The sequence below is a fragment of the Mucilaginibacter sp. McL0603 genome (genome assembly GCF_049992945.1).
Lineage (GTDB): Bacteria > Bacteroidota > Bacteroidia > Sphingobacteriales > Sphingobacteriaceae > Mucilaginibacter.
This window is the reverse complement of the sequence record NZ_CP188251.1, coordinates 4,286,508-4,302,156: the sequence shown is the minus strand read 5'-3', so window position 1 is coordinate 4,302,156 and position 15,649 is coordinate 4,286,508. Positions and strand designations below refer to the sequence as shown.

At 39.7% G+C, this 15,649-nt stretch carries 16 protein-coding genes; 8 read left to right on the top strand and 8 right to left on the bottom strand.

The genetic code is table 11. From position 1 onward, the window contains the following. Positions 1-64 precede the first annotated feature (64 nt). On the bottom strand, positions 65-2,539 hold the full coding sequence (lon, locus tag ACPPVU_RS19685) for an endopeptidase La (protein WP_426668393.1): 2,475 nt from the start codon (positions 2,537-2,539) through the stop codon (positions 65-67). A 390-nt stretch (positions 2,540-2,929) separates the two neighbouring features. On the opposite strand from lon, the gene ACPPVU_RS19680 reads away from it, so the two are divergent. Further along, positions 2,930-3,580 (top strand): tetratricopeptide repeat protein, encoded by a 651-nt coding sequence (locus ACPPVU_RS19680; RefSeq protein ID WP_426668392.1) that lies wholly within the window; start codon positions 2,930-2,932, stop codon positions 3,578-3,580. Here the strand turns inward: ACPPVU_RS19680 and ACPPVU_RS19675 are convergent. Both ACPPVU_RS19675 and gpmI read right to left on the bottom strand, forming a co-directional pair. Continuing rightward, positions 3,577-4,134 (bottom strand): hypothetical protein, encoded by a 558-nt coding sequence (locus ACPPVU_RS19675; RefSeq protein WP_426668391.1) that lies wholly within the window; start codon positions 4,132-4,134, stop codon positions 3,577-3,579. The genes ACPPVU_RS19680 and ACPPVU_RS19675 overlap by 4 nt on opposite strands. Next, positions 4,121-5,647, bottom strand: a complete 1,527-nt coding sequence (gene gpmI / locus ACPPVU_RS19670; RefSeq protein ID WP_426672210.1) for a 2,3-bisphosphoglycerate-independent phosphoglycerate mutase — start codon at positions 5,645-5,647, stop codon at positions 4,121-4,123. Before gpmI ends, ACPPVU_RS19675 begins: the two co-directional genes overlap by 14 nt. A gap of 92 nt (positions 5,648-5,739) precedes the next feature. Between gpmI and ACPPVU_RS19665 the strand changes: the two genes are divergently transcribed. The 4 genes from ACPPVU_RS19665 to ACPPVU_RS19650 all read left to right on the top strand — a co-directional run bounded on the left by ACPPVU_RS19665 (position 5,740) and on the right by ACPPVU_RS19650 (position 8,629). After that, positions 5,740-6,135, top strand: a complete 396-nt coding sequence (locus ACPPVU_RS19665; protein ID WP_426668389.1) for a DUF4783 domain-containing protein — start codon at positions 5,740-5,742, stop codon at positions 6,133-6,135. A 56-nt stretch (positions 6,136-6,191) separates the two neighbouring features. After that, the gene (gene nadC / locus ACPPVU_RS19660; RefSeq protein WP_426668388.1) at positions 6,192-7,037 is read left to right on the top strand and encodes a carboxylating nicotinate-nucleotide diphosphorylase; all 846 of its coding nucleotides are present in this window, start codon (positions 6,192-6,194) and stop codon (positions 7,035-7,037) included. A 149-nt stretch (positions 7,038-7,186) separates the two neighbouring features. After that, positions 7,187-7,846, top strand: coding sequence for a glycerol-3-phosphate 1-O-acyltransferase PlsY (gene plsY / locus ACPPVU_RS19655; RefSeq protein WP_426668387.1), 660 nt, complete (start codon positions 7,187-7,189; stop codon positions 7,844-7,846). 24 nt (positions 7,847-7,870) lie between these two features. Beyond that, positions 7,871-8,629, top strand: a complete 759-nt coding sequence (locus ACPPVU_RS19650; protein WP_426668386.1) for a YqjF family protein — start codon at positions 7,871-7,873, stop codon at positions 8,627-8,629. A 76-nt stretch (positions 8,630-8,705) separates the two neighbouring features. Here ACPPVU_RS19650 and ACPPVU_RS19645 read toward each other — a convergent pair whose 3' ends face one another. The 5 genes from ACPPVU_RS19645 to ACPPVU_RS19625 all read right to left on the bottom strand — a co-directional run bounded on the left by ACPPVU_RS19645 (position 8,706) and on the right by ACPPVU_RS19625 (position 13,682). Next, entirely contained in the window at positions 8,706-9,983 is a 1,278-nt protein-coding gene (locus ACPPVU_RS19645) for an adenylosuccinate synthase (RefSeq protein ID WP_426668385.1), read from the bottom strand. Further along, the gene (locus ACPPVU_RS19640) at positions 9,983-10,618 is read right to left on the bottom strand and encodes a nucleotidyl transferase AbiEii/AbiGii toxin family protein (RefSeq protein WP_426668384.1); all 636 of its coding nucleotides are present in this window, start codon (positions 10,616-10,618) and stop codon (positions 9,983-9,985) included. The genes ACPPVU_RS19645 and ACPPVU_RS19640 overlap by 1 nt, the downstream gene beginning before the upstream one ends. After that, complete coding sequence (locus tag ACPPVU_RS19635; protein WP_426668383.1) at positions 10,573-10,866, bottom strand: DUF6922 domain-containing protein; 294 nt, start codon at positions 10,864-10,866, stop codon at positions 10,573-10,575. Before ACPPVU_RS19635 ends, ACPPVU_RS19640 begins: the two co-directional genes overlap by 46 nt. Positions 10,867-10,869: 3 nt before the next feature. Further along, positions 10,870-11,334 (bottom strand): Fur family transcriptional regulator, encoded by a 465-nt coding sequence (locus ACPPVU_RS19630; RefSeq protein WP_426668381.1) that lies wholly within the window; start codon positions 11,332-11,334, stop codon positions 10,870-10,872. 125 nt (positions 11,335-11,459) lie between these two features. Further along, positions 11,460-13,682: a RelA/SpoT family protein gene (locus tag ACPPVU_RS19625; RefSeq protein ID WP_426668380.1), complete on the bottom strand. Its 2,223-nt coding sequence runs from the start codon at positions 13,680-13,682 to the stop codon at positions 11,460-11,462. A gap of 104 nt (positions 13,683-13,786) precedes the next feature. Between ACPPVU_RS19625 and ACPPVU_RS19620 the strand changes: the two genes are divergently transcribed. From ACPPVU_RS19620 to bshB1, 3 genes are read left to right on the top strand one after another with little or no spacing between them, the layout of a single operon-like run. Continuing rightward, positions 13,787-14,401: a DUF4294 domain-containing protein gene (locus ACPPVU_RS19620; RefSeq protein WP_426668379.1), complete on the top strand. Its 615-nt coding sequence runs from the start codon at positions 13,787-13,789 to the stop codon at positions 14,399-14,401. Positions 14,402-14,403: 2 nt separating this feature from the next. After that, positions 14,404-14,901: a glutathione peroxidase gene (locus tag ACPPVU_RS19615; RefSeq protein WP_426668377.1), complete on the top strand. Its 498-nt coding sequence runs from the start codon at positions 14,404-14,406 to the stop codon at positions 14,899-14,901. Between the two features lie 12 nt (positions 14,902-14,913). Beyond that, a complete protein-coding gene (gene bshB1 / locus ACPPVU_RS19610; protein ID WP_426668376.1) occupies positions 14,914-15,636 on the top strand; it encodes a bacillithiol biosynthesis deacetylase BshB1 in 723 nt (240 codons plus the stop codon). Positions 15,637-15,649 lie beyond the last annotated feature (13 nt).

Here is a 15,649-nt window from a genome sequence, read left to right as displayed (position 1 = left end):
TATAGCCCTGCTGTGGGCAGAGCTATACATAATAAATTAAAAATGAGCTTGTTTTACACCGGTATTAATTCATTACCGGGCTTATATCTTCTTTAGTGGAGAGGTCTAGGGGATCATTTACCTTCTGTTGTAAAAGCGCCATATTGATCACCTCTTTCATGTCGGTAACATAGTGGAACTTAAGGTCTTTTATATAATCTTCCTTAATTTCAAGGATATCTTTATGGTTAGATTTGCAAAGAATGATTTCCTTAATGTTGGCACGTTTGGCTGCCAGTATTTTTTCTTTGATACCACCAACAGGCAAGACACGTCCGCGCAGGGTGATCTCACCTGTCATGGCTAGATGCGGTTTTACTTTGCGTTGAGTGAAAGCGGAGGTGAGTGCAGTAAGCATAGTAATGCCTGCCGAAGGGCCGTCTTTTGGTGTAGCGCCAGCCGGTACGTGTACGTGCACATCCCATTGATCGAACAGTTTTGGGTTGATGTCAAAATCTTTCGCATGAGCCCTTAAATAAGCTAACGCAATAGTTGTTGACTCCTTCATCACATCGCCCAGGTTACCGGTTAAAGTTAAACGGCCTTTGCCGGGGCTTAAGCTTGCTTCGATAAATAATATATCACCGCCAACGGAAGTCCATGCCAGACCTGTTACTACGCCAGCTACCTCGTTCCCCTCGTAAAGATCTTTATCAAATATGGGTGCACCTAATATTTTTTCTACTTCCTTTTTAGTAACTAAAGGTGTATGGAGCTCGCCCATGGCGATATCTTTTGCTACGCCACGTACCACAGAGCCTATTTTTTTCTCAAGTGAACGAACGCCTGATTCGCGGGTGTAATCTTCAATCAATTTTTCAAGCACGTCATTTTTTAAAACAACATCCTTGGGTTTTAAACCATGTGCCTCACGTTGCTTAGGTACCAGGTGCTGTTTAGCTATCTCGATCTTTTCCTCGATCGTATAACCGCTCACATCGATGATCTCCATACGGTCAAGCAGAGCGGGTTGGATACTGCTCAATGAGTTTGCCGTCGCAATAAACATTACGTTTGAAAGGTCGAAATCAACCTCTACATAATGATCATAAAAGGTGCTGTTTTGCTCAGGATCAAGTACTTCCAGTAAGGCTGATGATGGGTCACCCCTAAAATCATTGCCCACTTTATCTATCTCATCCAGTATAAATACGGGGTTTGCTGCACCTGCCTTTTTTATAGCCTGGATAATACGGCCCGGCATTGCACCGATATATGTTTTACGATGGCCTCTTATCTCAGCCTCATCACGTATACCGCCTAAAGCCATACGTACGTATTTGCGGCCTAAAGCTTTTGCGATGGATTTACCCAGAGATGTTTTTCCAACTCCCGGTGGCCCAACCAGGCAAAGGATAGGTGCCTTCATATTGTGTTTTAGCTTTAGTACTGCCAAATACTCGATAATGCGTTGTTTTACCTTATCTAAGCCAAAATGATCTTTATCCAGGATTTTTTGTGCCCGTTTCAGATCAAAATTATCTTTTGTAAAGTCGTTCCAGGGTAGGTCAAGCAACAGCTCCAGGTAATTGATCTGAACTGAATAATCAGCTGCTGCAGGATTTGTTCTGGCTAATTTTTCCAGCTCTTTGCCAAAGTGGTTCTGAACCTCTTTACCCCATTTTTTACTGATCGCCCGTTTACGCAAGTCTTCGATTTCAAGATCAGGCGAATTGCCTCCAAGCTCTTCCTGAATAGTTTTTAGCTGCTGATTTAAAAAATAATCACGCTGTTGTTTATCCAGATCAATACGCACTTTGCTTTGTATCTGGTTTTTTAACTCGAGCATTTGCAGATCAAGTGTGAGGTGCTCCAATACAAGCTTTGTTCTATCACGCAAATTGGCAACCTCAAGCAGCCTTTGTTTGGCTGTCATATCGGCATTCATATTTGATGAAATGAAATTTATCAGGAACGAAGTGCTCTCAATATTGCGAATTGCTATACCAGCTTCGCTCGGAATATTTGGCGAAAGCTGGATGATATTCATCGCCATGTCCTTAATGGACGAAACCATGGCTTTGAATTCTTTATCTTCTTTAGGCTTTATTTCCCTGAAAGGTTCAATTGATGCCTTTAAATAGGGCTCAGTCTGTACCTCTTCTTTTAAAAGAAAGCGTTTTTTGCCCTGGAGAATAACCGTAGTATTTCCATCGGGCATTTGCAGCATCTTTATGATTAATGCTATTGTACCAACTTTATTTAATTGATTAAAAGTAGGGTCCTCAATAGCCACATCCTGTTGGGCAACCACACCAATCATCCGCTTGCCTTTATTGGCGTCGCGTATCAGTTTGATCGATTTATCTCTGCCTACCGTAATAGGGATGACAACCCCCGGAAATAATACGGTATTGCGTAATGGCAATATGGATAGTATTTCCGGAACTTGTTCATTATTCATTTCCTCCTCATCCTCTGATGACATCAGAGGGAAAAATTCGGAATCTTCGTTTATAATTGGTAGTGCATTTTTAAAATCAAATGGATCAAAACTCATCAAATACCCTTTCTGTCTGTTTAAAAAACGTCATAATGTCAGCCTGCAAAATTACAGGTATAAAAAATATGGGTAAAAGTAATTATTTACCCGAAGTGTAACCATAGTTCAAGACCTATGCCAAGATATGGCACGACCGAACGTTGTATGTTAATTAATTATAAACCAATGATTATTTGTTGTTTATATTAGTAACTATCTTTTTATTAAAAAATGCATGATAATTTTTGCGGGTGAAAAAAAGTCAGCAAGGTTTTTGTTAGTATGTTTAGTGAACATTTAAACGTAGTTTTTAATAAAATGATACGTTTATATAATATTTTGATACAAAATAAGTTATTAAATGCACAAGGTAAAGTTTTCTATTTTTGTTCACGAGCAAAACTCTCAATGAAAGTACCGGTAATACTGTCTTTTTTGATTATTACTTCGCTAAATGCATCCTTTGGCCAGAACGCTTATTTTAAGTTGGGGCAACAGGCTTTTTTTGACGGAGATTTTAAAGCGGCAGTAAGTCACCTGGAGAGGTCGTGCATTATTGACTCAACGAATGCCAGCGCACTATGGATGCTGGGGTATTCTTATTACCATAGCGAAGACTATAAAAAATCGATACAAGCTTATAACAAAGTGATTGCGCTAAAGCCAGCTGATGGTTCTGCTTATTATTACAGGGCCAGGGCAAAAAGCTATCTGGCCAAAGAACTCCAGCTAAGTGATGCTGATAAGGAAAAGTATCTTTTAGGCGCTATAGTTGATTTTACCAAAGCCATCGCTGTAGATCCTACAGATACACAGAACAATACCAAATTCTATCAAAACAGGGGTATTGCTTATAGGGAATATGGGGATTTTAAAATTCAGCCGAATACTAAGTTTTACGACAAAAACCGTGGTATTAATTCTTTAAGAGCTGCTATCGTGGATTTTGATAAGGTTTTGGCAGATAACCCAAACCGGCAAGATATTGCTTCGCTGAAAGACCAGGTGAAAAGTAAACTTGCAACTGCTACAGCGGCTAATGCGATCGTGCGTCATTAATTTATTGAGCCGCTGATCTTATAAATATCGGTGCCCAATACTCTTACCCTTTGTTTTTTCTGAATTAGATAAAGTGAGTCGGGAAAGTAACTCAACTTTTCAAAGCTTTCATACAATATGTTTTTTGTATGGTTAACTATCATTATCCATTTTAGCCGATCACCCTCTCTTTTTATAACGATCCGTTGTGTTTTTAATGAAGGATCTTTTGCTTTATAGATCAGGAAATCATCAGTAGTTTGCACATAATAACTAGCTTTCCACGCAGGTTTATTTATATCCGATTCACTGAACAGGCTTAATTCAGTCCCCCAGTTAGGTACATGTACTTTTTTGGTTTCGGTAATACTGTTATGCACTACCGTTTTATTTACCAATGGGTTTAATTTGCTCAGACGTGCAGAATCGGCTTTGAAATATCCTTTGATATCAAAAAACTTCATGGTATCAGTTGCCGAATGGCTGTCGCTTTTGCACGAATTAATAGCCAGCGATAAAACAAAGCCAGCTATTAAGTAAACAGTTATTTTATTTAATGGCTTATACCAATACATTTCCGCTCATTTCTTTAGGAATAGCAACGCCTATCATTTTTAAAATAGTAGGGGCTATATCACCCAATTTACCATCCTTTACCTGTTTTACGTCATTATCAATAATGATGCACGGTACAAGATTGGTAGTATGCGCTGTATTTGGCGAGCCATCATCGTTGATCATATAATCGGCATTGCCGTGGTCAGCTATGATGATGAATGAATAACCATTTTTTATACCTGTTTCCACAACATCCTGGGTGCAACGATCGGCTGTTTCAGCAGCTTTGACCACCGCTTCAAACACACCGGTATGGCCTACCATATCTGTATTAGCAAAATTAAGGATCACCACATCGGGCCAGCCGCTTTTCAGTTCAGGAATGATCGCATCACGAATACCTTCGGCGCTCATTTCGGGCTGAAGATCATAAGTAGCAACTTTTGGCGACGGGATTAATAAGCGTTTCTCATTAATAAATTCCTTTTCCCTGCCTCCGGAAAAGAAGAAGGTTACGTGAGGATATTTTTCTGTCTCTGCGATACGTATCTGGTTCTTGCCGGCATCCTGTAATATTTCGCCCAGCGTTTTTGTAAGGTCATCTTTGGTAAATATCACCCTGACATTTTTAAACGTTTCGTCATAGGTAGTCATGGTGATATAATGCAGGTTGAGCGGATGCATGTTTTGCTCAGGAAATGATTTTTGGGTTAATGCCTGTGTGATCTCACGCCCGCGGTCGGTCCTGAAATTGATGCATATTACCACATCATCGTTTTTAATTACAGCTATTGGTTCACCTTTATCATCAACCCGGACAATCGGATCAACAAATTCGTCGGTAACCCCGGCTTCGTATGATTCTTTTATCGCGCCTAAGATATCCTTAGTCGGTTTCCCTGTGCCGGTAACCAATAGATCGTAAGCTTTTTTAACCCTTTCCCAGCGGTTATCACGGTCCATAGCGTAATACCGGCCGATGGCTGATGCAATCTTAACAGGTGTTTTGCTGATATGATCTTCAAGCTGGCCCATAAATTTTACACCTGAATTAGGGTCTGTATCGCGTCCATCAAGAAAGGCATGTACATATACTTTATCCAGATTAAATTGCATTGCGGCATCACATAGACCTTCTAAATGTCTGATGTGCGAGTGTACACCACCATCTGATACAAGACCGATGAAGTGCACATCTTTATTATTCCTTTTAGCGTATTCAAAGGCTTCCTTAATTACAGGATTAGTTGGGAATTCATTATCATCCACTGCTTTGTGAATACGGCCCAGTTCCTGGTAAACAATGCGACCTGCGCCTAGGTTCATGTGCCCTACCTCAGAATTACCCATCTGTCCGGCAGGTAATCCGACGGCTGTGCCTGATGCTTCGAGTTTTGAATTGGGATACTTTTGCAGCATCGAATCAAAAAATGGCGTATCGGCTGCAAGTATCGCGTTAGACTTGTCATTGCGGCCATATCCCCAGCCGTCAAGTATTATAAGTACAACTTTTTTGTTTTTTTCCACAATGCAAATATAATGGCAACGTTTAAAGATTAATAGGCGTTTAACATTAATAATTTACTATACGAACTTGTTCGGTATAAATTCAATTTATCAATATGAAGCTGCTTTATGTGCTTTTGCTGATTTTACCACTGTCTTTTATATTCGCTCAGTCTAAAGATGTAATTGATAAAACCGCTGAATTAATTAGACAGGGGAATGTACATGAACTGGCCGGCACTTTTTCGTCCAGCGTTGAACTTGCTGTTTTGGGCGAAGAAAATGTTTATTCGAACAAACAATCCGAAGCTATTCTAACTAACTTTTTTAAGCATAATCAGCCCATAGCTGTAAAAGTAATTCACAGGGTCACATCAAATGCGAATTATCGTTTTGCCGTACTCATGCTTACTACCAATAATGGTGTATACCGTACTTCCTTCTCCTTAAAAAACGTCAACGGCCGGTTTGAACTAAATGAATTACGTATAGAGACCGAAAAAACAAAATAATCACCAATTGTTTATACTTTTGAGTCCCGAAAGATATCGGTATAAACATCAAAAGTTTGGATAAACAACTCATACATCATTTTATAGCCAATGCCTTAGCCGAAGATGTAGGCGATGGCGATCACACTTCACTGGCCACAATTCCTGAAGACACCATTGGCAAAGCAAAACTGCTGGTAAAAGATTACGGCATATTAGCTGGCGTAGAACTGGCTGTTGAAATATTTAAACAGGTTGACAATAACCTGAACGTAAATATCTTTTTAAATGACGGTGCCGAAGTAAAACCAAAGGACATCGTTTTTGAAGTAGAAGGTAATGCCCAAAGCATACTTAAAGCCGAACGTTTGGTGCTTAACTGTATGCAACGTATGTCAGGCATCGCGACAAAGACCAGGGAGATCGTGAATCTGCTTAATGGCACAAATAGCAAAGTATTGGATACACGCAAGACCACACCCGGTATGCGCTATCTTGAAAAATGGGCAGTAAGGATAGGTGGGGGAGTTAACCATCGATTCGGATTGTATGATATGATTCTGATCAAAGATAATCACGTGGATTATTCTGGCGGTATCAGGCAGGCTATTGAAAATACCCACAGGTACCTTGAAAAGCTGGATAAAAAATTAGCTATTGAAATAGAGGTGCGGAATCTGGAAGAATTGGAACAGGTTTTACAAACAGGGGGTGTCAATCGCATTTTGTTGGATAATTTTAACCTTATTGATCTGTGCCAGGCTGTAAATATTATCGAAGGAAGGTATATTACCGAAGCATCAGGCGGTATAACGGTTGATAATATCAGGCAATATGCTGAATGTGGTGTGGATTATATTTCGGTAGGGGCGTTAACACATTTTGTAAAAAGTTTAGATCTGAGTTTGAAGGCGGTTAATTAGAGATTAGTGATCAGTTTATCAGTGAACTGTTAAAATTAATAAGACTACTTAATCAGATGTATCAGCCAGTGATTCAGAAAATGATAAAATTCCGTTTAATAATAACCAAAGTAGTTACTACAATATCATTTTATTAATATTGTGCAGAAATGATAAACGTTTACTCGATTTGGGCACTCGTATTAGCCTATCTTGTAGGGTCAATCCCTACTGCTGTATGGATAGGCAGGGCGTTTTATGGTGTTGATGTACGGGAATATGGCAGCGGCAACGCGGGGGCTACCAATACTTTCAGGGTATTGGGGAAAAAAGCAGGCATCCCGGTAATGCTTATTGATATTTTAAAAGGATTTACAGCCACCAACCTGGCTTATTTTATAGGCGTTTCCGTTACTGGCGGACCACACTCGGTGCCTTTCATTAATTTTGAATTGGCTTTAGGTATAGCGGCAGTTATGGGTCACCTGTTTCCGATTTTTGCAGGTTTCAGAGGTGGCAAAGGGATTGCAACATTATTTGGTATGATACTGGCCATTCACTTGCAGGCAGCTTTGCTTTGCGTAATTGTGTTTATTATCGTATTGCTTATTACCCGGTATGTATCGCTTAGTTCTATAATCGGCGGCTTCACTTACCTTATTGGTGTCACTTTTGTTTATCCATTATATATCCGCTCGGTAATAATTTATGGGATGTGCATTTGCGCGCTTATATTGGTTACGCATCAGAAAAATATAGAGCGTTTGCTCAAAGGCAAAGAATCAAAAGTAAACCTCTTTAAGCGCAAGGAATCTGCTGACGAAGCGTAACTTGCCTTCTAAAAGATCCTCAAAATGCCCAAACCTCAATTTTTAAAAGCAAAGTGGAACAACCTGTTAATGCTCAATTATGAGGTTGATCCTGATATTTTAAATCCCTATTTGCCCCCGTTTACAGTACTTGATCTTTGGCAAGGAAAGGCATTGGTTAGTATGGTAGGGTTTTTATTCCAGGATACTCAAGTTCTGGGTGTGAAATGGCCGTTGCATATCAATTTTGAAGAGGTTAATCTGCGGTTTTATGTAAGGCATTTTGATGGTGCTGAGTGGAAGCGCGGCGCTGTATTTGTAAGCGAAATAGTGCCTAAGCGCGGAATTGTTCTTATTGCTAATAACCTTTACAAAGAACATTACAGTGCTATGCCTATGCGCCACAGCATTAATCCGTTGACAAAGGATAATACTCAATATATATATGAATGGAAGCTTGACGGCAGGTGGAATCGATTGGGCGGAACAATAAATAATCAATTGGCTATTATGGATGCCGGAAGCCAGGAAGAGTTCATCCTTGAGCATTACTGGGGGTATAACAAAATAGGTAATAAGCTGACTATGGAATACCAGGTAGAGCACATCAGTTGGAATGCGGGGTCGGTAACTGATACCATATTTGATGCTGATATTGAAAAACTGTACGGTAAAGAATTTGAGCCCTACTTAAGTGTTAAACCTTATTCGGCATTTTTTGCGGATGGTTCAGATATAGTTGTCAGGGGAGGACGGAAGATCCAGTCTGATCCGTCACTTACAAAACAGATTGCACTCCAATAAAAATTCCTGATGAAAACTTATAAAAAAGGCTCCTCATTATGTGGGGAGCCTTTATATTGTCAGCAATACAATGCTTTTAATGTAATACCAATGTTTGCTTACGGTCAGGACCTACTGAAAGATATTTAACCGGAACACCTAATTCTGCTTCCAAATAATCAATATATGATTTTAATCTATCTGGTATTTGAGAAAGCTCTGTTATACCTGTCAGGTCCTCGTTCCAGCCATCAATTTCCTTCAAAACGGGCTCGGGGCTTACTGAGCAAATATCATAAGGCATATAATCTATTTTTTCGCCCAGGTAATTATAATGGGTACAAGCGTATATCTTATCAAAACCACTTAAAACATCAGCCTTGGTCATTACTAACTGGGTAACACCACTCAGCATGATAGCATATTTTAGTGCAGGAAGATCGATCCAGCCGGTACGGCGTGGCCTGCCTGTAGTAGCACCAAATTCGTGACCGATGCGACGCAGTTCTTCACCAGTCTCATTATTCAGTTCAGTAGGGAAGGGGCCACCACCAACACGTGTGCAATATGCTTTAAAAATGCCTATTACATCACCGATCTTGCTTGGTGCTATTCCAAGTCCTGTGCAAGCACCTGCAGCAGTGGTATTGGATGAGGTAACAAATGGGTAAGAACCGAAGTCGATATCCAGCATGGCGCCCTGTGCGCCTTCTGCTAATACTTTTTTGCCTTGTTTCAGGTAATTGTTTACCAAATGTTCCGAATCAACCAACGGGAACTTCTTAAGTAATTCAATGGCCTCAAAAAATGCCTGCTCGCGTTCTGAAAAATCAGGAACTTCGCCATACAATGCCTGTAGCATAGAAGTATGCTTATCAGTTAGTTTTTGGTAGCGCTCTTTAAAATCGGGTAAGGTAACATCGCCCATGCGTAAACCATTACGCCCGGTTTTGTCCATATAAGTTGGCCCGATACCTTTTAAGGTTGAACCAATCTTACCTTCACCCATCTTCTTTTCAGAAGCTGCATCCAGCAATTGATGGGTTGGTAATATCAGATGCGCTTTTTTTGCGATCACCAGGTTCTTTTTTGCAAAAAGATCATGACCGGCATCTTTCAGTTTTTCTAACTCTTTCCTTAGAGTAATAGGATCGATCACCACACCATTACCAATCAGGTTAAGCGTGTTTTCAAAAAATATACCTGAAGGGATAGTATTTAAAACAAATTTCTTTCCGTCAAATTCAAGTGTATGCCCGGCATTGGGGCCGCCCTGGAAACGTGCGATCAGGTCATAATCTGCACTCAGTACATCAACAATTTTTCCTTTACCTTCATCGCCCCATTGGAGGCCTAATAATACGTCAACAGCCATTAATTTTTTATTCTTTTTTTATAATAATCGTCAAATGCTTTTGTAATAACTTTTTTTACTTCAGGCCATGTTGTACCATCCAATGTTTCGGGATCGGCATCGTCTTCGGCATCAGCGAAATAGATTATTGATCTGATCACTGCAAAGGTATCATCATATCTATATCTATCATGATAAAATTGAAAAAGATTGTCAAGTGAATAAATTTTCAGGAGTTTAGCAATGTCCCAAAAATCCTTTTTCATCCCACGGCCTTTAACTGTATTGAGTTTTAAAGCGATTAGATCTTTGATATCAGCAAATGGAATACCATCAATCAATTGCACGGGATTCAAGAAAGGGTCACGGACTGAAACAAAATCAACTTTTACATTTTGGATAATACATTGGTAAATCGATTTAGTTCTTTCATTTGTTGTGATGATTTTACCAAGGGAATCTTCTAATGCTTCAATTAAAAGATCTTTTTCGAGAGGCTTATCACTAAAAAAATCTAAATCAATTGATTTTCTATGACCAAGCAAAAGTGAGAGTGCGGTACCACCAACCAGTCTGAATTGCTTCAGTTCCGGCAATGCGGATATTTTTTTTAGAAGTTCCAGTGTTGCAGGTTCAACCGTTTCTTCTCGTAACATCTAAAATCGGTAGGTTTAACTTTAAACAAAGTACAGCAAAAATTTATACTAATATCTGACAGCCAAAGGGCTTGCAGTGATAATTCTTTTACTTTTTTAAAGCCGTAATAATTTAAAATATTTATAAAATCGTCCGCAGTGCCTCTTTCAATTACCTTTTCAACAACGTGTCGCGCATTCTTTTCAAAGTCGATTTTTTCCATATCGACATCCCAAAATGCCTGTTTGCTTAAAACCGGTTTATTCATTTTTTATACTTTTCTTTCACAAAAGCCCGCCCTAAGTTTTTCACAATTACCATAAAGGTTTAAGGAGTGGTGCTTTATTTCGAATTTTAATAATCCGCCCATCATACTTTGTATTTGCTGTATACGCGGATCGCAAAATTCAACTACTTTACCGCAATCAATGCAGATAATATGGTCATGTTGTTTATAACCGTATGATTTTTCGAACTGGGCCATGTTTTTGCCAAACTGGTGTTTGGTCACCAAATCGCACGAAACTAATAGTTCAAGTGTATTATATACCGTAGCGCGGCTGACACGGTATTTTTTATTTTTCATGTGGATGTATAGTGACTCCACATCAAAATGGTCGCTGCGCGAATAAATTTCTTCCAATATGGCAAAACGTTCAGGCGTTTTCCTGAGATTTTTATTTTCGAGGTAAGCCTCGAAAATCTTTTTAACCATGGCTATGGTTTCTTGAGGCATAATGAATTATTAAAGGGCAAAGTTATTAAATAAAACAGAATCAAGAGATAAGAATCAAGAACCATGATAAAACCCAAACAGATTAATTAATCTTGGTTCCTGAATCCTGCTTCCTGACTCTTTCTTTAAGAGGCCTTCTCAATGGCCGAATCAAAACGATTTACAGAAGTAACACCTCTTACTTGCTTCAAACGCTTTATCAGGTTATCCAGGTGTTCGGTATCATTTACGTATACCATTATAGAGCCTTCAAAAATCCCGTTATCGCTATCAACTGTGATAGAACGCATGTTCACTTTAAAATCGTTTGATATAACGGTGGTCAGTTTATTGATCAGGCCCACATCATCAATTCCCGTTATGCGTAATCCGGTCAAAAATGCCAGTTCCTGTTGATTGGTCCACCTGGCTTTTACAATTCGGTAACCATAATTGGCCATCAGTTTAGCTGCATTAGGGCAGTTGGTACGGTGTATCTTAATGCCATCACTAACAGTGATAAAACCAAACACATCATCGCCCGGTATAGGATTACAACAATTGGCCAGCTTGTAGTCAATTTTTTGCATATCCTCACCAATCAGCAGCATATCGCTGTCTTTGGTTTTGATATTGCGTAGCAAGCTTTGCACCTGCTCAGTTTCTATCTTGTCCTGCGGTTTGTTTTCAATTACTTTTTCTGAAGCCTGGTATTCTTTCAGGTCCTTCATATCAATAATGCCCTGGGCTACATTAAAGAACAGGTCCTGTGTAGAAGGTAGTTTAAAATAATAACTGATCTTGTGTATATTTTCAGAGTTGTAAGTGATCTTCAACGATTTCATCTTACGCTCCAATATCTCCTTACCTTCGTCTGCTACCTTACGCTTCTCTTCTTTTAAAGCTGATTTTATCTTGGCTTTAGCCTTAGCTGTTACTACGATATTCAGCCAGTCTTCTTTCGGTGTTTGCTTGCTCGAGGTGATTATCTCTACCTGGTCGCCATTTTGCAGTTTATAACCCAGCGGCACCAGTTTGTGGTTCACTTTGGCGCCAATACAACTTGCGCCTACGTCGGTATGTATCTCGAAAGCAAAATCAAGCGCTGTTGCATTTAATGGCAACTGTATAAGGGCCCCCTTTGGAGTAAAAATGAATATCTCGTCAGAAAACAAGTTCATTTTAAAATCATCCAGGAAATCAAGTGCGTTTGATTCCGGGTTTTTCAGCATATCGCGTACTTTTTGCACCCATTGGTCGAGCCCGCTATCGGTTGATGATTCCTTATATTTCCAATGTGCAGCAAAACCCTTTTCCGCGATCTCGTTCATTCGTTTGGTACGTATCTGTACCTCAACCCATTGGCCGCGTGGGCCCATCACTGTAGTATGTAATGACTCATACCCGTTTGCTTTGGGCGACGATATCCAATCGCGCAGGCGGTCAGGATTAGGGCGATACAAGTCCGTAACTATGGAATAAGCTTTCCAGCAATCTGATTTTTCATTTTCTGGTGTACTATCCAAGATGATCCGGATAGCAAAAAGATCATATACCTCCTCAAAAGGTATCGCCTTTTTCTTCATTTTATTCCAAATGGAATGGATAGACTTTGGCCTGCCGAATACATCGGAATTCAAACCCTGGCCTTCCAGTACTTTTTTTACCGGTTCAATAAAATCCCTGATAAATTTTTCCCGCTCGGCCTTTTTCTCATTCAGCTTATTTTTAATGAACTGGTAAGTTTCGCGTTCCATGTATTTCATGGACAGATCTTCCAGTTCTGATTTTATGGCATATAGCCCAAGGCGATGTGCCAGCGGGGCATACAGATAAACCGTTTCTGACGACAGTTTAAGCTGCTTGTCGCGCGGCATAAACTCCATCGTGCGCATATTGTGCAGCCGGTCGGCCAATTTTATCAATATTACCCTCACATCATCTGCAAGGGTAAGCAGCATTTTACGGAAATTTTCCGCCTGCAGCGAGCTGTTGGTATCAAATACGCCCGATATTTTGGTTAGGCCATCAATGATTTTGGCTACTTTCTTTCCAAATTCCCTTTCAATATCATCCAGGCTTACTGCTGTATCTTCAACCACATCATGTAACAATGCGCATACAATTGAGGTAGTACCCAGCCCGATTTCTTCCGCAGCGATCTGGGCAACAGCAATAGGATGGTAAATATATGGCTCGCCTGATTTACGGCGCATATCTTTATGGCTTTCAAGTGCCATATCAAATGCCTTACGTATCAGCCTTTTGTCGCCTTTTTGTAAGGTAGATTTACTGGCACGAAGCAAAGCACGATATCTTTTCAGTATCTCATTCTTTTCGGCTTCTATATCGATCACTAAATCTTTCATGGTCACATCCACGTATAATATGTTAACTTGCAATAAATAAGAATAATTGCAGGTTGTAATTTTAATACCAAAAAAATTACGTTAATTTTGTAATACGTAAAATTATGAAATTTATTGGTTTTCTTTTGTTGTTGTTTTGTTGCCAGGGGGTAGTAAATGCCCAGGAGCAACAACCTCGTACAGTAACTACTGGCAAAAATGATACCATCAAGACCTATCTTACCAATCTTGACGGTGAATTGGTTCCCATGATTGTTACACCCGAAATTAAGATAGTTGACGTAAGGATATTCAAAAGCAAAGCTGACCGTGATGCTTATAATAGATTAAGGTACAATATCTACAAAGTTTTACCTTATGCTAAATTTGCCGCAGAAAGATACCAAAAACTACAGCGTAGCCTGGCTACAACAGCTGATAAGAAAAAACAGAAATTAATGGTTGATACCTGCGAGACAGAAATTAAGGACCTGTTTAAAAAAGAAATTGAGAACCTGACAATTAGTCAGGGAGAAATACTGATTAAGCTAATTGACAGGCAAACAGGTACTACAAGCTATGCAATGGTCAAAGAATTGAAGGGCGGATTGAAGGCATTTATGTTTCAATCTGTTGCCCGTATTTTTGGCCATAATCTAAAGGAAACGTACGACCCTAATGAAGAGCGGGATATTGAAGCCATTCTTCAGCAGGCGGGATACTATTCCTATCAAAACTAATAATGGATAATAACGACATCTACCAGTTTAATATACAAAGATTAGACGGTGAAGAAATAAGCTTATCCGATTATCGGAATAAGGTACTTTTGATCGTTAACACCGCATCTCAGTGTGGTTTTACCCCTCAACTTAAGGATCTTTCGGCTTTAAAGGACGAATTCAAAGATCAGGATTTTGAAATACTGGCCTTCCCTTCAAATGATTTTGGCGGGCAGGAACCGCTGGAGGGCAAAGAGTTGGCTAAATTTTGTGAGGATGCAGGAGCCAATTATCCTGTTTTTGAAAAGATACGGGTCAGAGGTCCATATGCACATCCGCTGTACCAATTTTTTGCTGATAAGAAGCAGAATGGTAAATTGAGATCTGTTCCCAGATGGAACTTTCATAAATTTTTGATCAATAAAGCAGGTTTAGTTACCGATTTCTTTTATCCGTTTACTAAACCCACTTCTTCAAAGATCAGGAAGAAGATAGCACGCTTGCTGGCGGCTAAATAATAAAGATTTAATATGCTTAAATTAGATATATTGGTTTTGCCGGTGCATCCCGATGATGCTGAACTGGGCTGCGCAGGTACTATTTTGAAAGAAGTATCATTGGGCAAAAAAGTGGGTATTGTTGACTTGACCAGAGGAGAACTGGGTACCAGGGGATCGGCTGAGATCCGTGACCATGAGGCTGCGGAATCAGCTAAAATATTAGGGCTTACTACAAGAGATAATCTTTCATTGCCAGATGGCTTTTTTGAGAATAAAAAAGAGCACCAGTTGAAAGTGATCGAAGCTATACGCAGGTTTAAGCCCGAAATAGTAATTACTAACGCTTATCATGACCGCCATCCCGACCATGGGAGAGCGAGTGATCTGGTAGAGGATGCGTCATTTTTATCCGGACTACGCAAGATAGAAACTTGGTATGATGGGAACAAGCAGGAAGAATGGAGGCCAAATTTGGTGCTGCATTTTATCCAGGATAATTATATAAAACCCGATATACTGGTTGATGTGACCAATCATTGGGATAAAAAGATTGAAAGTATTCATGCTTTCGGCTCCCAGTTTTATAACCCTGACTGGGAAAATGAACCTCAAACTTATATCTCGTCCCCTGACTTTATACAGGTAATTGAAGCCCGGGCCAGGGAGTTTGGAAAAAGTATCGGTGTGAAATATGCTGAAGGCTTTATTTCAAGAAAAATCCTGGGAGTAGATAACCTGTTTGCTCTTAAATAAGAAAAGCCCCGAT